The organism is Bacteroides sp. L008, assembly GCF_040812255.1.
Lineage (GTDB): Bacteria > Bacteroidota > Bacteroidia > Bacteroidales > Bacteroidaceae > Bacteroides > Bacteroides vicugnae.
In genome coordinates, this window is record NZ_JBFNXO010000001.1 from 3,436,354 (window position 1) to 3,456,811 (window position 20,458).

The window sequence follows — 20,458 nt, forward strand, 5'->3', positions numbered from 1 at the left end:
TTTTAACGAGAGATTACACAGATTAGGGAGATAATTTTTAATCCTATAACACAAAATTCGTTATCTTTGTTGCACGAACTTAAAAACTAGGACCATATGTTTGCCAAAGAAACGTATATGCAGCGGAGAGCCCTGCTGAAAAAGAACTTAGGCTCCGGAGTGTTGTTATTTCTCGGAAATGACGAGTGCGGACTGAATTACGAAGATAACACGTTCCGTTATCGTCAGGATTCCACTTTCCTTTATTATTTCGGACTTTCATGTGCCGGACTTTCGGCTATTATCGATATAGATGAAGACAAAGAAATCATCTTTGGTGATGAGTTGTCTATCGACGCAATCGTATGGATGGGGTCACAACCGACATTGCACGAAAAATGCGAACGTGTAGGCGTAAAAAATCTGATGCCGTCTGCTGACATTGTAAGCTATCTCCATCAGTGTGTGCAGAAAGGGAAAGCAGTTCACTATCTGCCTCCTTACCGCCCCGAACATAAGCTGAAGCTGATGGACTGGCTGGGTATTCCTCCCGCACATCAGGAAGGTTCTGTTCCATTCATCCGTGCCGTGATCGCTCAACGCAACTATAAATCTGCAGAAGAAATCGCAGAGATAGAAAAGGCTTGCGATGTTACTGCCGATATGCATATTACAGCCATGAAGGTACTTCGTCCGGGTATGTATGAATATGAAGTGGTAGCTGAAATGAACCGGGTGGCCGAATCTAACAACTGCCAACTTTCATTCGCCACCATCGCCACTATCAACGGGCAGACTCTGCACAACCATTATCACGGAAATAAAGTGAGGCCGGGTGATTTGTTCTTAATCGACGCCGGTGCAGAAGTTGAATCCGGTTATGCGGGTGATATGTCGTCTACCATTCCTGCCGATAAGAAGTTCACCACCCGTCAGCGTGAAGTATACGAAATTCAGAATGCGATGCACCTGGAATCTGTAAAAGCTCTCCGCCCGGGTATTCCTTATATGGACGTATACGAACTGTCGGCCCGCGTCATGGTGGATGGCATGAAGACGCTCGGATTGATGAAAGGAAATACCGAGGATGCTGTACGCGAAGGTGCCCATGCGTTGTTCTATCCGCACGGATTAGGTCACATGATGGGATTGGATGTACATGATATGGAGAATCTGGGAGAGATATGGGTAGGTTACAACGGCCAGCCGAAGAGCACACAGTTCGGTCGCAAATCGCAACGCCTCGCCATCCCATTGGAGCCGGGATTTGTACATACCGTAGAACCGGGTATTTACTTTATTCCTGAATTGATCGATATGTGGAAAGCAGAAAAGAAGTTCACTGATTTCATTAACTATGATGTAGTGGAAACTTATAAAAACTTCGGCGGTATCCGCAATGAAGAAGATTATCTGATTACAGAAACCGGTGCCCGCCGATTAGGCAAAAAGATTCCATTGACACCGGAAGAGGTGGAAGCCTTAAGATAAAAGGTTCCATCCTGATAAAAGAAGAACCTTTCTTCTGTTCAATAGCGGAAGCTTTTCATCCGGGTGAAAAACTTCCGCTATTTTTGTCAGAGTACCAAATAGTCCATCTAAAATCACATTTTTTCTACCCTCCTTTTCCCGAATCTTGCGTAATATTGCAACAGAATTAAAACAACTTACTATTTCAAATCCATAAAAACAATGAATAACACCATGAAGAGACTACTTTTATCCGTATGGCTATTGTCACTAACTTTGTTATCCGCCGTAGCCGAAAACTACCCTTATAGAAGTGACGTTCTTTGGGTCACAGTTCCCAACCATGCCGACTGGCTCTATCAAACAGGAGAAAAAGCAACTGTAGAAGTACAATTCTATAAATATGGTATACCCAGGGATAACGTAACCGTCACCTATGAAATAGGAGGAGACATGATGCCTAACGCTGACACCAAAGGGAGTGTGACTTTGAAAAACGGCAAAGCCGTAATTCCTCTCGGCACAATGAAAGAACCCGGATTCCGTGATTGCCGGCTGAAAGCGACCGTAGATGGAAAGACTTACTCACATCATGTAAAAGTCGGTTTTTCGCCGGAAAAGCTTCTTCCATATACTACCATGCCTTCGGATTTCAATGAATTCTGGGAAAAAGCAAAAGCGGAACAAAAAGAATTTCCTCTAACGTACACCAAAGAGCATGTAGAAAAATACTCAACCGATAAAATAGATTGTTATCTCGTAAAATTGCAATTGAACAAACGCGGGCAATGCGTCTACGGATATTTGTTCTATCCCAAGAAAGAGGGCAAATTTCCGGTTGTATTATGCCCTCCGGGAGCAGGAATCAAAACAATCAAAGAACCACTGCGACACAAATATTATGCAGAGCAAGGCTGCATCCGTTTTGAGATGGAGATACACGGCCTTCATCCGGAAATGAGTGACGAAGCATTCAAAGAAATCAGCAATGCTTTTAATGGCAGAGAGAACGGCTACTTAACCAATGGACTCGACAGCCGCGACAATTATTATATGAAACGGGTATATCTGGCCTGTGTACGCGCTATTGATTTCCTGACTTCCCTACCTGAATGGGATGGTAAAAACGTAATAGCACAAGGAGGTAGCCAGGGAGGAGCCTTGGCATTAATCACTGCCGGACTGGATCAACGGGTGACAGCCTGTGTCGCCAATCATCCTGCATTAAGTGACATGGCAGGCTATAAAGCCGGACGTGCCGGCGGATATCCTCATTTCTTCAGGAATTCGGTAGATATGGATACTCCTGAAAAAATAAAGACAATGGCCTATTATGATGTTGTGAACTTTGCGAAATTAATCAAAGCAGATACCTATATGACATGGGGATTCAACGATGATGTATGTCCTCCGACAACCAGCTACATCGTATACAATGTACTAGACTGTCCGAAAGAAGCACTGATTACTCCCATTAATGAGCATTGGACTTCCAACGATACCGAGTATGGACATCTGCTTTGGATAAAGAAGCATTTAAAGTGAAGTTTTAATCATTCCATCTGGATGCGGGCAATTCTTTCTTCCCGTACCATTTCTTCCAGGCATACGCTTTTCTCTTCCTGAGATAAAGCGTATCGCCACTATGCTTTATCGCCTCCCAATTAAAGATAGAATGAGGACGGAGGATCTTTTCAAACCAATAAAGTATGTGATAAGTCACGAATGGCAACACCATCCACCACCATGAAAACAGGATTGATAAAATAAGTGCTGGTATCAGGGTTAAAGAAAAACATTCCCAATACTGTCTGGCATGAATCCGTAGTTCCATTTCTTCCCAGACTTCCAGATATTTATAGCGGGTAAAGAAAAACCAGCCTAACATAAAATAGTGTTTCTTCCCTTTTCCTAAGAACCACTTCGCTAAAAGACTATTATAAAAAATCATATTCACATTTTTTTTGTTGCATGTAGTCCCTTCTTAACAGCAAAAGCAATCAAAGGTTCAATATTTTAAAGTTTTGTATAACAACCATAACATTCTTTCCCTAAATATCACTCAAATATTGTTTATTTTTGTGTTCCTTTGCTTCACTACAACAAAAGGTTTATTTGTATTTTCTGCAAAGGAAATACAAATCACGAATATATCCTAATTTTTCTACTTAATATTTAAAGCTGCTTCCTCCTAAAAATTCACGCAACAAAGAAGTAGGCGGAATTTCCTTATCCTGCACCGGAATAAAATATTTGATAAACTTCAGTAACCGGTAGGCCTCACAATATTCAGGACAGTTTCGCGGGACACCCATCAGAATAGGTTCGGCATGCAAACGAAGTACGGCAAATTCAAAGAGTAGTGCTGAATTAAACATTACATCAGCATTCTCCTGATAAGGAAATATCCATTTATCTTCACCGGCACGCACACTAGGCCAACGTGATATGGTTTCACGTGCAGAGTATCCCCGATAGTTAAAGTCGCGGATAATGCGGCGCAACAAACGGTTGTCAGTAGTCGGAATCCAGTTATGATCATCCAACGAAATAGTGGTCAATGCTGAAACGTAAATCTTGAATTTCCGTTCAGCCGGTATATGCGGTGTCAGTTCCGGATTTAGGGCATGAATACCTTCCAGAATCAGAATTGTATTATCTTCTATTTTCAGTTTATCCCCTTTATATTCCTTTTTGCCTAGAGAGAAATTAAAACGGGGCAGTTCCACCTCTTCGCCACGGAGAAGCGCCTGCAACTGTTGATTAAACAATTCCAGATCGAGCGCATAAAGTGATTCATAATCATAGTTTCCGTTTTCATCCAAAGGGGTTTCTTCACGGTCTACAAAATAATTATCCAAAGAGATCGGGAATGGCTTCAATCCATTTGTCATCAGCTGAATAGAAAGCCGTTTGCTGAAAGTTGTCTTTCCCGAAGAAGACGGTCCGGCAATCAAGACCAGTTTTACCCGGTTACCATTTTCGCCACGATGGAAAATAGTATCGGCTATCTGCGCTATCTTTTTCTCTTGCAATGCTTCCGCAACATTAATCAAGTCAGTGGCATGTCCTTCCTCACAGGCAAGATTAAAATCTCCGGCATTATTAAGTCCCATGATATAACTCCAGTTCAGATATTCCTTAAAGACATCCAGCATTTTCTCCTGTTTCACGACCTCTTCGAGCATATCCGGATTTTCCCGGCTCGGAATCCGGAGCAGCAGCCCGTCATAATACTTCACAATATCGAATAATTTAAGATATCCGGTGCTGGGCAGCAGATTACCATAATAATAATCAACAGTATCACCCAACGTATAATAATAGGTATAAAGGGAACCGGAAGTTTCCAATAACCTCACTTTATCATTCATCCCCCGCTCACTGAAAACCCGTACTGCCTCTGCCGTATGACATTCAATGCGGTGATAAGGAATATTTTCCGCAATGATCTCCTGCATCCGTTGCTTGATACGCTTCACATCCTCAAGTTCAATAGGGCGCCCAATCCGCAAATTACAGAAATAGCCTTTTGACACAGGATGTTCCACAAACAATTTTCCCTCGGGAAACAATTCCGTGACAGCTTTAAACAAGACAAAACAAAGCGAACGGACATAAGTACGCATACCGGACTGATCTCTCACATCCAGAAACTCTACATCCTTATTGTTATATACTCTGAAATTAAGTCCCTCGGAGCGATTATTGACCTTGGCACTCACTACTTGATAAGGAAAATTAAGATTAAAACCGTAATAAATATCCAAAAGTGAGCTTCCGATAGGGAATTCTTTAGAAATATTGTTATTTTTGCAACATATTTGTAACATCTGTTTCATCGAGTTCGTTAAAAGGTGAATAATTTGGTACTAATATACTTATAATCAGATAGAGAACAAATAACCATTAAAAATATTATAGATGGAATATTCTTTTTATGATTTTTTAAAGCTCATAGGCTCATTAGGACTCTTCCTCTACGGAATGAAAATCATGAGCGAGGGCTTACAAAAGGTCGCAGGTGATAGATTGCGAAGTATTCTAACGGCAATGACCACCAACCGGGTAACGGGAGTTCTAACAGGAGTGTTAATCACGGCCCTTATCCAGTCTTCTTCAGCAACGACGGTAATGGTCGTCAGTTTCGTTAACGCCGGACTACTCACACTCGCCGAATCCATCAGCGTCATTATGGGTGCCAATATCGGTACTACCGTAACCGCCTGGATCATTTCAATTTTCGGATTTAAGGTTGATATGGCTGCCTTTGCCCTTCCTCTCCTGGCCATCGCCCTTCCATTTATCTTCTCCGGTAAAAGTAACCGCAAATCCATCGGTGAATTCATTTTTGGTTTTTCTTTCCTTTTCATGGGGCTTTCTTATCTGAAATCAAATGCACCCGACCTGAATGCCAACCCGGAAATGCTTGCCTTCGTACAGAACTACACGGATATGGGATTTTTCTCCATCATTCTGTTCTTGCTTATCGGTACGATACTGACGATGATTGTGCAAGCCTCCGCAGCCACCATGGCAATCACATTAATTATGTGTGCCAACGGATGGATCAGCCTGGAACTGGGAGCAGCACTCGTATTGGGAGAAAACATCGGAACTACTATCACGGCCAATCTTGCCGCACTTACAGCCAACACACAGGCTAAGCGGGCAGCATTGGCCCATTTTGTTTTTAATGTGTTCGGCGTTATCTGGGTATTGATTGTCTTCCACCCTTTCATGGAACTGGTAAACTGGGTAGTAGATACTTTTTTCCAAAGCAATAATCCGGAAGTTGCCATCTCCTACAAATTGTCGGCTTTCCACTCAATCTTCAACATCTGTAACGTTTGTATACTGATATGGGCTGTGAAACTGATTGAGCGTACCGTATGTGCTTTAATTCATCCGAAAGAAGAAGACGAAGAACCCCGCCTGCGATTTATCACCGGCGGTATGCTTTCCACTGCCGAACTTTCTATCCTTCAGGCACGCAAGGAAATCCATCTTTTCGCAGAACGTACACACCGGATGTTCGGCATGGTGCAGGATCTGTTGCATACGGAAAAGGATGACGATTTTAATAAATTGTTCAGCCGGATAGAGAAATATGAAAATATCAGTGACAATATGGAACTTGAAATAGCCAACTACCTGAATCAGGTGTCCGAAGGCCGTTTGAGTTCTGAAAGTAAGCTACAAATACGTGCTATGTTGCGTGAAGTGACAGAAATCGAAAGCATCGGCGATAGCTGCTATAACCTGGCACGTACCATCAACCGGAAACGCCAGACTAATCTGGACTTTACCGAAAAACAATACGAACATATCCACTTCATGATGAAACTGACTAACGATGCGCTTGCTCAAATGATTGTGGTGGTAGAGAAACCGGAACATCAAAGCATCGACATTAACAAATCCTTCAATCTTGAAAACGAAATCAATAACTACCGCAACCAATTGAAGAATCAAAATATTCTGGATGTGAACAACAAAGAATATGATTATCAAATGGGAGTTTACTACATGGATATCATCGCCGAATGTGAAAAACTTGGTGACTATGTGGTGAATGTAGTGGAAGCCAGCAGTGATGTGAAAGAGAAAAAAGCTTCTTAATAGATAAAATAAAGAAAATAAAAGGAGAATCAAGTATGTATTGATACAACTGATTCTCCTTTTTATTTATAGCATTATCTTTTATAAATTAATTGTATATGTATGATTCAGCCAAGCGCCAAAATAACGTAGATTCCGGAACAGTAGTTGTACGAAGCACTTTTGCAGTCCCGTCTTCCGAGGTCGGATTGATATTGGCAAATATATTCCACCCTTTATTAAAAGAACAATTATTATAATAATACGATTTGTCACTGCCTGTCAACGTAAAAGGACGGTCGGCATACTGATACCCCACCAGTGTAGCTTTTCCGGCAGAAGACTCTTTACCGGACCAGTTAGAAATAGCAATCCGTCCCACTCTCTTATCGCCATTAAAAACAAATAAATCCCCTAGGGTCGCCACAAGAGCATCCGCATCATCCGAGGTCCCGGTCCAGTAACCGCCCATGCCATTACGCCGGTCTACCGCCTGAAGCTTTTCCGAAGGAAAACTCGTGGGAAGTATCATCACAATCTGTCCGTCCTTATAAGGAAATTCAAGAGTCTCAATCACTTGCCAATCCGCCCCCGTCACTTTCACCTCAACCCGGTCGAATGTAAAATCCGCAGGTATATTCTGTATATCTTTCACTATGATCGTGCTATAATCCGGAACATCCGGAGCAGGAGGCTGTTCTTCATTTTCATCATCACTACAACCAGCCATCAGAAGGCCGCATATTAATAACAGAGAGAGAGATAAAAAACATCTCAGATCGGTCATAACAGTTGCTTTATTATACATAACTTCCGATTTTTGCGTCAAAGATATTACATTTATAATCAGCAGAATAATTTCCAGCCATAAAAATAAAAAAATGACCGGGCATATATTCATACACCCAGTCATTCTCCTCTTAATAATTCTCTCTCTTGGTTTTATCCTTCGTACGGTTCAAAGTCTTCTTTTCCGACTCCACATAATGGACAAGTCCAATCATCAGGAATATCTTCAAATGCTGTTCCTGGCTCAATTCCGCTTTCCGGATCTCCTTGTTCGGGGTCGTAAATATATTCACAGACCGTGCAAATGTACTTTTTCATAACGTTCGTATTTTTAATTGGTTTTCTAAATAATATAACACAAACAGCAAGATATTTGTTCAACACTATTTCCAAACTAAAGAAAAAAACTATCTTTGTATCCATATTATCAAGCTAAAACAACAATATCATACTATGCTTATAGCACTATTGTCTACCTTAATAGTTTTATGCGCAGTCCTACTAATCAGTTTTTTATGGGAGCGTAGAAAATGCCTGCGGATGCAACAACGATTGTTCCGTGAATCCAGAAAGTTGGAACGCACCAGCCATATCGCCGGTGCCATCTTAAAGAATGTACACGCCTTTATCCTATTAATAGATAATGACTTTAAAGTTCTGAAAACCAACTATTACCAAAAAACCGGAACAAAAAAAGGAACAGAAGAAAAAAGAGTGGGCGACCTGTTGCAATGTCGCAATGCATTAGCAGCCGAGGGAGGTTGCGGCACACATAGCTTCTGCGGTTCTTGTCCGATACGTACCGCCATACGCCAAGCTTTCGAACAGAGACGAAACTTCACGGATCTGGAAGCCACTTTATCCGTAGTTACGTCTGATAATACTACCGTAGAATGTGATGCTGTCATATCCGGTTCTTACTTCCTCCTTAACGAAGAAGAGAATATGGTAATCACCGTACACGATGTTACCCGGCGGAAACAAGCTGAAAAGGAACTGCTACTAGCCAAGGAAAAAGCAGAAAAAGCTGATATTTCAAAATCTGCCTTCTTAGCCAACATGAGCCATGAAATCCGTACCCCTCTCAATGCTATTACCGGATTTGCAGAGGTATTAGGCAGTGCAACTACAGAAGAGGAGAAAGCTCAATATCAGGAAATCATAAAAATGAATGCCGACCTCCTGATGCAACTGGTCAACGACATACTCGATATGTCAAAAATCGAAGCCGGAACATTGGAATTTGTGCAGGCAACAGTCGACGTCAATCTGTTACTCTCAGATTTACAACAACTTTTTCAAATGAGAGTTGATGACGTCGGAGGAAAGATACAAATTATAGCAGAGCCGTCTCGCTCTTCCTGCATGATTCAAACAGACCGGAACCGGGTGGCACAAGTGCTTTCCAACTTTGCCGGCAACGCCATTAAGTTCACCCATGAAGGTAGTATCCGCCTCGGCTATGAAGCCAGAGACACCGAACTTTACTTTTATGTCAAGGATACCGGAGCCGGAATTCCGGCAGAGAAATTACCGGATGTATTCGAGCGCTTCGTGAAACTGAACAAAGATAAGAAGGGAGCGGGACTGGGACTTTCCATTTCTCAAACCATTGTCGCCAAACTTGGCGGGCAAATCGGGGCGGATTCCGTAGAGGGCAAAGGCTCCACATTCTGGTTTACAATCCCTTATCGGTCATGCGGTAAACCACGCTAACATATTCGACTTCATAAAAAGTTTTAATTAAACATTCTATCACAATTATATGTTGTATTTTTGCAGTTCAAATTAAACGCATGTATCTGCATGAGTACAAATAAAAATGACTATTATCATTTAGGACTTACGGATAACGAAGTCCTACAAAGCAGGGAGAAAAATGGTATTAACCTGTTAACGCCCCCCAAGCGTCCTTCTCTCTGGAAGCTCTATCTGGAAAAATTTGAAGACCCGGTTGTGCGTGTGTTATTAGTGGCAGCCGCTTTCTCGTTAATCATCTCCATCATCGAAAACGAATATGCTGAAACGATCGGAATCATAGCCGCTATCTTACTGGCTACCGGAATCGGTTTCTTTTTCGAATATGATGCCAGCAAGAAATTTGACTTGCTGAATGCAGTCAATGAAGAAACATTGGTAAAAGTGATCCGGAACGGACGTGTACAGGAAATCCCTCGTAAAGACATAGTGGTAGGTGATATTGTGATCCTGGAAACAGGTGAAGAAATTCCCGCTGATGGAGAGTTACTGGAAGCTATCTCTCTGCAAGTGAATGAATCCAATCTGACCGGAGAACCTGTTATCAATAAAACCACTGTAGAAACGGATTTTGATGAAGAAGCGACTTATGCTTCTAATCTGGTGATGCGTGGTACTACAGTAGTGGATGGTCATGGAACCATGCGTGTGCAGCATGTGGGTGATGCTACTGAAATCGGGAAAGTAGCCCGGCAGAGCACAGAGGACAACCTCGAGCCCACCCCGCTGAACATACAGTTGACCAAACTTGCAAATCTGATCGGAAAGATCGGTTTTACCGTTGCCGGTCTTGCTTTTCTCATATTCTTTGTCAAGGATGTATTGTTATTTTTTGATTTCGGTTCGCTGAACGGGTGGCATGAGTGGCTTCCGGTTTTCGAACGGACACTGAAATATTTTATGATGGCAGTTACACTGATTGTAGTAGCTGTGCCTGAAGGATTGCCAATGAGTGTCACGCTTAGTCTGGCATTGAATATGCGCCGTATGCTTTCCACCAACAACTTGGTGCGGAAAATGCACGCTTGCGAAACAATGGGAGCCATCACCGTGATTTGTACGGATAAAACCGGCACACTGACGCAAAATCTGATGCAAGTGCACGAACCCAATTTCTATGGTATCAAAAATGGCAGCGACTTGTCTGATGATGATATCAGCGCACTTATCGCAGAGGGAATCAGTGCTAATTCAACAGCTTTCCTTGAAGAATCAACCCATGGAGAGAAACCGAAAGGTGTAGGAAATCCAACCGAAGTGGCTTTATTGCTCTGGCTTAACAAACAGGGAAGAGATTACCTGCAACTCCGCGAGCAAGCACATGTCCTCGATCAACTCACCTTCTCTACCGAACGGAAATTCATGGCAACTCTTGTTGAATCTCCCCTGATCGGCAAAAAAATACTTTATATAAAAGGAGCTCCTGAAATTGTTCTGGGCAAGTGTAAAGAAGTTGTTCTGGATGGACGGCGAGTGGATGCGATAGAGTATCGTTCTACAGTGGAAGCACAACTGTTGAGCTATCAAAATATGGCTATGCGTACACTTGGATTTGCATTCAAGATTGTCGGAGAAAATGAGCCGAACGATTGCACGGAACTAGTTTCAGCCAACGACCTCAATTTCTTGGGAGTGGTTGCCATCTCCGACCCGATTCGTCCGGATGTGCCTGCTGCGGTTGCGAAATGCCAGTCTGCAGGTATCGGCATCAAGATCGTGACCGGTGACACTCCGGGAACTGCCACGGAAATCGCACGCCAGATCGGTCTCTGGAACCCCGAAACTGATACGGAACGAAATCGAATCACCGGTGTTGCATTTGCCGAATTGAGCGACGAAGAAGCACTGGACAGAGTGATGGACTTAAAAATCATGTCCCGCGCCCGCCCGACAGACAAACAGCGTCTGGTACAACTGCTCCAACAAAAAGGAGCTGTCGTAGCTGTGACCGGAGACGGAACGAATGATGCCCCGGCTTTAAATCATGCCCAAGTAGGCTTGTCAATGGGTACAGGTACTTCTGTAGCCAAAGAGGCCAGTGATATCACATTGCTCGATGACTCCTTCAACAGTATCGGAACCGCTGTTATGTGGGGACGTTCATTATATAAGAATATCCAGCGTTTCATAGTTTTCCAGCTGACAATCAACTTTGTGGCATTGCTTATCGTTCTGCTAGGCTCCGTAATCGGTACGGAACTTCCGCTGACTGTAACACAGATGTTATGGGTGAACCTGATTATGGATACTTTTGCCGCTTTGGCTCTTGCCTCCATTCCACCCAGCGAAACTGTCATGCTTGAGAAACCCCGTCGCAGTACCGATTTTATTATCAGTAAGGCAATGAGATCTAATATAATAGGTGTGGGCTCTATCTTCCTCATCGTATTGCTCGGAATGATTTATTATTTCGACCACAGTACACAAGGAATGAATGTGCACAACCTGACCATTTTCTTCACCTTCTTTGTCATGCTGCAATTCTGGAATCTGTTCAATGCCCGTGTATTCGGCACTACCGATTCGGCATTCAAGGGACTTTCCAAATCGTATGGAATGGAACTTATTGTATTGGCTATTCTTGGCGGACAATTCCTCATCGTACAGTTCGGTGGAGCTGTATTCCGTACGAAACCGCTTGACTGGCAAACCTGGCTTCTTATTATAGGCGTTTCGTCCACGGTGTTATGGGTTGGAGAACTTATTCGCCTTGTTCAACGTATTATTCACAAAAAAAACAGAAATGAAAAGTAAAGGAATAAAAAACCTTCTTATTGATTTGGGTGGTGTACTTATCAATCTCGACCGCCAACGTTGCATTGAGCACTTTCAGAAGTTAGGGCTCCAAAACGTGGATGACTTGCTGGATATCCAGAATCAGGACGGAATCCTGATGCAACAAGAAAAAGGATTGATTACACCTGCCGAATTCCGTGACGGAGTTCGTAAAATGATAGGCAAAGCAGTTAGCGACAAACAAATAGATGCAGCCTGGAATAGTTTTCTAGTAGATATACCCACACAAAAACTTGATTTATTATTAAAATTACGTGAGAAATATGTCGTCTACTTATTGAGCAATACTAACCAAATTCATTGGGAATGGACATGCGTTCATTTGTTTCCTTACCGCACCTTTAAGGTGGAAGATTATTTTGAAAAAACATACCTCTCTTTTGAAATGAAAATGGCCAAGCCCGAACCGGAGATCTTCAAGGCAATCATAGAGGATGCCGGAATCGAACCGCAAGAGACGCTCTTTATTGATGACTCTGAAATGAACTGTAAGACAGCCCAAAATTTAGGTATTTCCACCTATACAGCGAAAGCAGGCGAAGACTGGAGCCATCTTTTCAACCTTAAATAAATTTAGAGATATGCAGATTATACGTGACACATCGGCAATTACCCCGGAACCCTGCGTAGCTACTATCGGTTTCTTTGATGGGGTGCATGCAGGACATCGCTATCTGATTCAGCAAGTGAAGGAGATAGCCGCCGCGAAAGGTCTACGCTCTGCATTGGTTACTTTTCCCGTTCATCCCCGAAAAGTGATGAATGCGAAGTATCGTCCGGAACTGCTGACTACTCCCGAAGAAAAAATAAGCCTGCTTGCAGACATCGGGGTAGATTACTGCCTGATGCTTGACTTCACTCCTGAAATTTCCCGGCTCACTGCCCGGGAGTTTATGACACAGTTGCTAAAAGAGCGTTATCTGGTAAAATATCTGGTAATCGGCTATGACCATCGTTTCGGGCATAACCGCAGCGAAGGTTTCGAGGATTATGTACGTTATGGAAAAGAAATTGGCATAGAAGTAATTCGCGCCAAAGCGTATACCAGCAATATAGAAATAGGGGACGAGCCCAACATTCCGGTAAGCTCTTCCCTGATCCGTAAACTTCTTCATGAAGGAGAAGTTAGCCTGGCCGCCCATTGTCTGAAATATGAATATTTCCTCGACGGGATAGTAGTAGGCGGCTATCAGGTAGGCAGAAAAATAGGTTTCCCAACAGCCAATTTACGGGTGGATGATCCCGATAAACTGATTCCTGCCGATGGAGTATATGCCGTATGGGTGACATTTGACGGGAAAACGTATATGGGGATGCTGAATATAGGTGTCCGCCCGACGATTGACAATGGTCCGAACCGGACGATTGAGGTGAATATCCTCCACTTCCATTCCGACATATATGATAAATTCATCCGGCTTACTTTTGTAAAACGGACACGTCCCGAACTGAAATTCTCCAGTATCGACGAGTTAATAACACAGCTCCATAAGGATGCTGAAGAGACAGAAACAATTCTTAAAAAATAGATTCTTATGCAAAAGTCATTTATGAGTATCTCTTTGGTGGTAATAGCTATATCCATGTTAGCAATGTTTATCTATAGTTTCTTTACCACTAAATAAAAAACCATGAAAACGGCTATCAAATTAGTATTAATAGACCTTCTCATTGCGCAGATTGTTGCTCCAATCCTGATTATGATTCCTTGTACGATCTATTTGTTCGTCACCACGGGAAATCTGGATAAAGTCACTCTGACGCAAATGATTATGATTCCGGCACAGCTAGCCGGTCAGATTATGATGGGTATTTATCTATGGAAAGCCGGTTATATCAGTAAAAAGAGGGCAACATGGTTACCAGTATCGGCCTCTTATCTGGTTTGCAGTGCCATCGCAATCCTCACTTGCGGGTTTGCAGTCTCCTCATTAATGAGCCTGCTGGATTGGATTCCTAATATCATGGAACAATCTTTCAACATTCTCCAATCCGGCTGGGGCGGTATTCTTGCAATAGCTATCGTAGGCCCCGTACTTGAAGAGTTATTGTTTCGCGGAGCCATCACCCACGCTTTACTTCAGCAATACAATCCGACTAAAGCAATTCTGATTTCCGCACTTCTGTTCGGTATCTTTCATATAAATCCCGCCCAGATCCTTCCGGCATTTCTGATCGGTATCCTGTTGGCATGGACTTATTACAAAACAGGCAGTCTGATACCTTGTATACTCATGCATGTACTAAACAACTCATTGTCAGTCTATCTTAGTATCAAATATCCCGAAGCAGAAAATATGGACGACCTGATTAACGGTACCCCGTATCTCATCGTCCTATTCGGGTCAATCCTCCTGTTTATCGGTATCATACTGACCATGAATTTTCACCACAGAGGACTCAGAGGACACAAAGGTTTATACTGACAGCAGGGATATGTAGTAATCGCAAAATGTGTAATTCAAAAAAGACTCTGTGTACTCAGCGTCCTCTGTGGTGAATTTTATTTCTCTTTCGCTTTGAATGCTAATGCATACATTCGTATTTGTTTTACCATCGACAGCAAACCATTGCTACGCGTTGGCGATAGATGCTCTTTCAGTCCGATCTTGTCTATAAAATAAAGATCTGCATTCAAGATTTCATCAGGAGTATGTCCGGAAAGGACTTTAATCAACAAGGCAATAATTCCCTTTACAATCAAAGCATCGCTTTCTGCTTTAAAAACAATTTTACCATCCACATCATCCGCTTGAAGCCATACCCTGCTCTGGCATCCTTCAATCAGATTTTGTTCCGTCTTATATTTTTCTTCAAGTGGTTCCTGCTCATTTCCGAGATCAATAAGTAATTGATAACGGTCCATCCAATCGTCGAAGTCGCTGAATTCTGCAATCACTTCGTCTTGTAGTTCATTAATTGACATTATAGTAATTATTTAATTAGACAATATACCAATGTGCGAATAACAGATGCCGTATTTAAAAACGACACACCAGTATATCGACACCTTATTATATTATTTCTCGATTCTATTATTTCTCATTGTAAATCACTTCCAATACGGTCTGACCGACTGCTTTCAACGTATTCTTATCAATATGTTCCATATTGTCATTGACAGTATGCCATGTCGGGGTAAAGTCACCCTCCTGATTATATGGAATAATATCAATCGTTTTAATACGTGCCAGACGATTAATGAACAGATGGTCGTCTGTTACAAATCCTCCGTTTCCATCCATGAAAGTCTTTCCGTAACCCGCTTTTTTTGCCGCTTTCCAAACCTTCTTATTTATGTCCGGAGCAAATTCCTCCGAATATCCTTCTTTCATAAACACACTGCCTTCACCTCCTACCATATCGAGCAGGATACCAAAACGTGCATTATATCCTTGTACATGAGGATTACGTGCCCAATACTGCGATCCCAGACACCAGAACTCCTCCTTGTGCTGCCCCGTGTAAAACTGTGGCGCACCATAGTCTTCTGCATCCAATAGAATGATGTCAATTCCCAATTCCGGTTGTTGCTGATTGACCAGACGGGCTATTTCGAGCAAAGCTCCTACCCCACTGGCACCATCATTTGCACCCAGAATCGGAGTTTTATGGTTCTTCTCGTCAGAATCGTTATCCGCCCATGGACGTGTATCCCAATGTGCAAACAAAGCGATTCTCTTTTTACTTTCCGGCTTATAAGAACCGATAATGTTTCTCGCTTTCAACAACGTCCCGTCATAAGCAATCAAATCGGCATATTGGTTAGTCACTTGAGCACCGAAAGCCTCCAACTGACCGGCAAGGTAATTGCCACAGGCAACATGTTCTTTTGTATTAGGAACACGAGGTCCGAAATCTACCTGATTCTTTACATACAAATAAGCACTATCCGCATCAAATTGAGGTACATTCACGACAGTTTCTTCATTTTGTTCACTCGTACTATTTGCCTTGTTACCTCCACCGCAAGAGAATGCTGACAATAACAAAAAGGCACTCATTAATACTATCATAGTTTTCTTTTTCATCGTCCTTTTATCTATTAAAGCCTCAAAATTAGTCATTTTCACCACAGCATCGTTCAGATGGAATGGATTATTAACATATAAACTTCAGTTCCACATTTTTCTTTCCCACCACAAGCTCTACTTTTGCACCGTTGATAAGCGGGAGATTATGAGTCACATGCCCCACCGGGAAATTGAAACAGACGGGATAATCATACTCTTTTACTAAATCTGCCAAAGCGGCATACAATTCCTTACCCAGTGAACAGTCTTCTTCATATTCCGTAAATTGACCGATAATCAATCCGGACAGTTTTTCAAGTACGCCTCCTAGTTTCAAATTATACATCATACGCTCGATAGCATGCGGACGTTCGCTAACATCTTCAATAAACAGTATAGTCCCTTCCGCCGGAATATCATAAGGAGTCCCACGCAAACCGTAGGCTACCGCCATATTACCGCCATGCAAAACACCTTGTGCAGTTCCCTGCTTGTTCAATTTATGCTTCTCGCACGTGTAAGAAGGAATATTTCCCAATAAAATATCCTTCAGATAGTTTGCACAAAGATCATCTTCGGGTTCCACCGTAAGATGACGAGCCATCAATGAATGAAGGGACGCATATCCATTTTTCTGAAACAGATTGTGCAAGGCGGTTATATCGCTAAACCCCAGTAACCATTTCGGATGCTCACGAAAGGCCGTAAAATCAATTTTATCGATCAAATGTACCGCCCCATACCCTCCACGGCTACAAAGAATAGCTTTCACTTTAGGGTCGTCCATCGCATCCTGCAAATCTTTCAGCCGCTGCTTGATTGTCCCGGCATATCTTCCGGATGAACTTCCGGCATGTTTTCCTATAGCCACTTTCAAGCCCCATGATTCCATCCGTTTCTTGGCTCCTTTCAGGAATTGTTGGTCTATCTTACTCGAAGGTGATACAATAACCACTTTATCACCATTCTGCAAAAAGGGAGGAAATTGAATATCCATATATGTTCTTATTTTATTGACTTTCGTTGATAAAAACGTACCCAGTCCACTTCCATTTCTACCGGAAGATCCTTGGGAGAGACTGCTCCCACCCACGAGCCTCCCAACTGCATATCAATCAGCAGATAAAATGGCTGATTAAAAGGGAATTGTCCCTCTTCTTTCGTTTGTATGCGGGGGTAAGTAAACGTATGCACATCATTGACATAAAATGAAAGACTGTCAGGATACATTTCGACTGCAAAAATATTGTAGCGGTCGGGGTGAATCACTCCCGTAGAATGTGATACCGGGTGATCCTTGATTCCCAGCGTATAAGTGTAATGGGAATGAACGGTCTGATAAGCAATAGAATCATTATTCAAACGTTCCATGATATCAATCTCACCACCGGATGGCCATGCCGCTCCTTCAGGCAGCATCCAGATGGCAGGCCATGCTCCTCCCGCCGCATTCAGCTTGGCACAAATCTCAATACGCCCGTTCGTAAAAGCCTTTTTACCTTTCGTATAAACACCACCTGTCAAATAAGGGGCAGTGTCATTGGGTTGGGTATGATTGACAATACCTCTCAACACCAGTTTGCCTTTACGCATGGCATAACAGGAATCAAAGTCCGTCATATAGTTATTCCAGTCTGACTTTCCTCGTGGAATCTTGCTCCAGACCTGTGAATCAAAGTTCTTTTTCTGATTAAAGTTCTCTTCCCAGATCAAAGACCAACCGGAAGATGTCTTGCTGCTTTTACAGGAAACAAGCGTCCAACAAAGGAGAATTAAGCTAAGAAATAATAGATTTTTAAACTGTTTCATGGTACTTTTATTTTATTGGGGGATTTATTTGCAAAAATACAGGAAAAAACGGTTCCATGCACATCCAACGGCCAAAACAAATAAAATATAGCAAAATGTTACATAATGGATGTAATTTTTCGGGTTATAATCGTTATTTTTTCAATCATTTTTCTGATATTTGCTAAAAATCTAACGTTATGGAACCTATTCTAAATTTTGCCCAGTTAACGGCTCATCTTAAAAAACTAAACCATAGAAAACGAATTGCCGTGGTCTGTGCGAACGATCCTAATACTGAATATGCCATCTCCCGTGCTTTGGAAGAAGGGATTGCAGAATTTCTGATGATTGGAGATTCTACCATTCTGAAGAAATATCCCACGCTCAAGCAATATCCCGAATACGTAAAAACCATCCACATAGAAAATCCGGATGAAGCGGCGCGCGAAGCTGTCCGCATTGTCCGTGAAGGAGGAGCGGATATTTTGATGAAAGGGATTATCAATACGGACAACTTACTGCGTGCCATACTCGACAAAGAAAAAGGTTTGTTACCGAAAGGGAAAATTCTCACGCATCTGGCAGTGATGGAAATTCCGACTTACCATAAACTGCTTTTCTTCTCGGATGCTGCTGTCATTCCGCGTCCCACGCTACAGCAACGTATAGAAATGGTCTGGTATGCTATCTGTACCTGCCGTCACTTTGGTATCGAACAACCGCGTGTCGCACTGATTCACTGCACAGAAAAAGTGAGTGCCAAGTTCCCTCATTCACTAGACTATGTGAATATCGTAGAACTTGCCGAAGCGGGAGAATTCGGAAATGTGATTATTGACGGTCCGCTGGATGTACGTACTGCCTGCGAACAAGCAAGTGGTGATATTAAAGGGATTGTATCTCCTATCAACGGACAAGCGGATGTGTTGATATTCCCGAACATTGAATCGGGTAACACATTCTACAAATCCGTTTCCCTGTTTGCACAGGCAGAAATGGCAGGATTGCTGCAAGGCCCCATTTGCCCTGTAGTGCTTCCATCGCGTAGTGATTCCGGCTTGTCCAAATATTACAGCATTGCGATGGCATGCTTACAAGTGTCAGGAGATTGCAAATGCAGAAAACAAGTCAGCCAAGTCACCGGCTCATCATTCTAAATTCACCACTAAAAGCCTACTATTCATGAAAATTCTGGTCATCAACCCCGGTTCTACTTCTACCAAAATAGCGGTTTACGAAAATGACACTCCTCTGTTCGTCAGCAATATAAAACATTCAGTAGAAGAACTATCCGCTTTTCCCGAGGTGATAGACCAGTTTAAATTCCGGAAAAACCTGGTGTTACAAGAATTGGAAAACAATAAGATACCTTTTTCTTTTGATGCCATCATCGGACGCGGCGGTTTAGTAAAACCGATACCGGGCGGAGTGTATGAGGTAAATGAAGCCATGAAACGTGATACCGTACATGCCATGCGTACCCATGCCTGTAACTTAGGAGGATTGATTGCCAGCGAACTGGCGGCTACATTGCCCGGCTGTCCGGCTTTCATTGCTGATCCGGGAGTGGTGGATGAACTGGAAGACATAGCACGCATCACAGGTTCTCCTTTAATGCCGAAGATTACTATCTGGCATGCATTAAACCAGAAAGCAATCGCCCGCCGCTTTGCCAAAGAGCAGGGAACCCAATACGAAAAGCTGGATTTAATTATCTGCCATCTGGGAGGTGGCATCTCTGTCGCAGTCCATCACCACGGACGAGCCATTGACGCCAACAATGCATTGGACGGTGAAGGTCCTTTCTCACCGGAACGTGCCGGTACACTTCCCGCCGGTCAACTGATCGACCTATGTTTTAGCGGTCAACTCACCAAAGACGAATTGAAAAAACGTATCTCCGGACGCGCCGGACTGACCGCCCATCTAGGTACAACCGATGTTCCCGCCATTATACAATCTATCGAAGAAGGAGATAAAAAAGCGGAACTGATACTGGATGCCATGATTTACAATGTTGCAAAAGCAATAGGAGCTAGTGCCACCGTACTTTGTGGAAAAATAGATGCCATCCTTCTGACAGGAGGTATCGCCTATTCGGACTATGTGATTTCAAGACTGAAAAAGAAAATCTCTTTTCTGGCTCCCATCTATGTTTATCCCGGAGAGAATGAAATGGAGTCGTTAGCATTTAATGCCGTAGGAGCACTAAAGGGGGAATTGCCGATACAAATCTATAAATAAGTGGTGCTCATTATAAA

The 20,458-nt window shown here is 42.7% G+C and carries 18 protein-coding genes; 10 read left to right on the forward strand and 8 right to left on the reverse strand.

The window, feature by feature from the left end:
* Positions 1–96 precede the first annotated feature (96 nt).
* Together AB3G73_RS13765 and AB3G73_RS13770 are read left to right on the forward strand one after the other, a co-directional pair.
* Positions 97–1,470, forward strand: coding sequence for an aminopeptidase P family protein (locus AB3G73_RS13765; protein ID WP_195649931.1), 1,374 nt, complete (start codon positions 97–99; stop codon positions 1,468–1,470).
* 213 nt (positions 1,471–1,683) lie between these two features.
* On the forward strand, positions 1,684–2,994 hold the full coding sequence (locus AB3G73_RS13770; protein WP_167511886.1) for an acetylxylan esterase: 1,311 nt from the start codon (positions 1,684–1,686) through the stop codon (positions 2,992–2,994).
* A gap of 4 nt (positions 2,995–2,998) precedes the next feature.
* On the opposite strand, the gene AB3G73_RS13775 is transcribed toward AB3G73_RS13770, so the two are convergent.
* Together AB3G73_RS13775 and AB3G73_RS13780 are read right to left on the reverse strand one after the other, a co-directional pair.
* Positions 2,999–3,400 (reverse strand): hypothetical protein, encoded by a 402-nt coding sequence (locus AB3G73_RS13775; RefSeq protein ID WP_099146918.1) that lies wholly within the window; start codon positions 3,398–3,400, stop codon positions 2,999–3,001.
* 217 nt (positions 3,401–3,617) lie between these two features.
* Positions 3,618–5,291 (reverse strand): nucleoside kinase, encoded by a 1,674-nt coding sequence (locus AB3G73_RS13780; protein WP_074636456.1) that lies wholly within the window; start codon positions 5,289–5,291, stop codon positions 3,618–3,620.
* An 82-nt stretch (positions 5,292–5,373) separates the two neighbouring features.
* Here AB3G73_RS13780 and AB3G73_RS13785 point away from each other — a divergent pair, with 82 nt between their 5' ends.
* Positions 5,374–7,071, forward strand: a complete 1,698-nt coding sequence (locus AB3G73_RS13785; protein WP_074636458.1) for a Na/Pi cotransporter family protein — start codon at positions 5,374–5,376, stop codon at positions 7,069–7,071.
* An 88-nt stretch (positions 7,072–7,159) separates the two neighbouring features.
* Here the strand turns inward: AB3G73_RS13785 and AB3G73_RS13790 are convergent, their stop codons facing one another.
* Together AB3G73_RS13790 and rd are read right to left on the reverse strand one after the other, a co-directional pair.
* Positions 7,160–7,780, reverse strand: coding sequence for a hypothetical protein (locus AB3G73_RS13790; RefSeq protein ID WP_367745129.1), 621 nt, complete (start codon positions 7,778–7,780; stop codon positions 7,160–7,162).
* 212 nt (positions 7,781–7,992) lie between these two features.
* Positions 7,993–8,157 carry a rubredoxin gene (gene rd, locus AB3G73_RS13795; protein WP_004306971.1) on the reverse strand — a complete coding sequence of 55 codons (165 nt, stop codon included), beginning with the start codon at positions 8,155–8,157 and terminating at the stop codon, positions 7,993–7,995.
* A 222-nt stretch (positions 8,158–8,379) separates the two neighbouring features.
* On the opposite strand from rd, the gene AB3G73_RS13800 reads away from it, so the two are divergent.
* The 5 genes from AB3G73_RS13800 to AB3G73_RS13820 all read left to right on the forward strand — a co-directional run bounded on the left by AB3G73_RS13800 (position 8,380) and on the right by AB3G73_RS13820 (position 14,819).
* A complete protein-coding gene (locus AB3G73_RS13800) occupies positions 8,380–9,555 on the forward strand; it encodes a HAMP domain-containing sensor histidine kinase (RefSeq protein WP_099146908.1) in 1,176 nt (391 codons plus the stop codon).
* A gap of 90 nt (positions 9,556–9,645) precedes the next feature.
* The gene (locus AB3G73_RS13805; protein ID WP_367745130.1) at positions 9,646–12,351 is read left to right on the forward strand and encodes a calcium-translocating P-type ATPase, PMCA-type; all 2,706 of its coding nucleotides are present in this window, start codon (positions 9,646–9,648) and stop codon (positions 12,349–12,351) included.
* Complete coding sequence (locus AB3G73_RS13810) at positions 12,341–12,964, forward strand: HAD family hydrolase (protein WP_367745131.1); 624 nt, start codon at positions 12,341–12,343, stop codon at positions 12,962–12,964. Before AB3G73_RS13805 ends, AB3G73_RS13810 begins: the two co-directional genes overlap by 11 nt.
* A 10-nt stretch (positions 12,965–12,974) precedes the next feature.
* Positions 12,975–13,922: a bifunctional riboflavin kinase/FAD synthetase gene (locus AB3G73_RS13815; protein WP_195357902.1), complete on the forward strand. Its 948-nt coding sequence runs from the start codon at positions 12,975–12,977 to the stop codon at positions 13,920–13,922.
* 102 nt (positions 13,923–14,024) lie between these two features.
* Positions 14,025–14,819: a lysostaphin resistance A-like protein gene (locus AB3G73_RS13820; protein ID WP_367745132.1), complete on the forward strand. Its 795-nt coding sequence runs from the start codon at positions 14,025–14,027 to the stop codon at positions 14,817–14,819.
* Between the two features lie 77 nt (positions 14,820–14,896).
* Here the strand turns inward: AB3G73_RS13820 and AB3G73_RS13825 are convergent, their stop codons facing one another.
* The 4 genes from AB3G73_RS13825 to AB3G73_RS13840 all read right to left on the reverse strand — a co-directional run bounded on the left by AB3G73_RS13825 (position 14,897) and on the right by AB3G73_RS13840 (position 18,215).
* Positions 14,897–15,319, reverse strand: a complete 423-nt coding sequence (locus tag AB3G73_RS13825) for a SufE family protein (RefSeq protein WP_074636471.1) — start codon at positions 15,317–15,319, stop codon at positions 14,897–14,899.
* A gap of 109 nt (positions 15,320–15,428) precedes the next feature.
* Positions 15,429–16,424, reverse strand: coding sequence for a M28 family peptidase (locus tag AB3G73_RS13830; RefSeq protein WP_074636473.1), 996 nt, complete (start codon positions 16,422–16,424; stop codon positions 15,429–15,431).
* A gap of 70 nt (positions 16,425–16,494) precedes the next feature.
* Positions 16,495–17,403 (reverse strand): LD-carboxypeptidase, encoded by a 909-nt coding sequence (locus AB3G73_RS13835; RefSeq protein ID WP_195357894.1) that lies wholly within the window; start codon positions 17,401–17,403, stop codon positions 16,495–16,497.
* Positions 17,404–17,411: 8 nt separating this feature from the next.
* Positions 17,412–18,215 (reverse strand): glycoside hydrolase family 16 protein, encoded by an 804-nt coding sequence (locus AB3G73_RS13840; RefSeq protein WP_367745133.1) that lies wholly within the window; start codon positions 18,213–18,215, stop codon positions 17,412–17,414.
* A 179-nt stretch (positions 18,216–18,394) separates the two neighbouring features.
* Here AB3G73_RS13840 and AB3G73_RS13845 point away from each other — a divergent pair, with 179 nt between their 5' ends.
* Both AB3G73_RS13845 and buk read left to right on the forward strand, forming a co-directional pair.
* Positions 18,395–19,354 carry a phosphate acyltransferase gene (locus AB3G73_RS13845; RefSeq protein ID WP_195649934.1) on the forward strand — a complete coding sequence of 320 codons (960 nt, stop codon included), beginning with the start codon at positions 18,395–18,397 and terminating at the stop codon, positions 19,352–19,354.
* A 25-nt stretch (positions 19,355–19,379) separates the two neighbouring features.
* Complete coding sequence (gene buk / locus AB3G73_RS13850) at positions 19,380–20,441, forward strand: butyrate kinase (RefSeq protein WP_367745134.1); 1,062 nt, start codon at positions 19,380–19,382, stop codon at positions 20,439–20,441.
* Positions 20,442–20,458 lie beyond the last annotated feature (17 nt).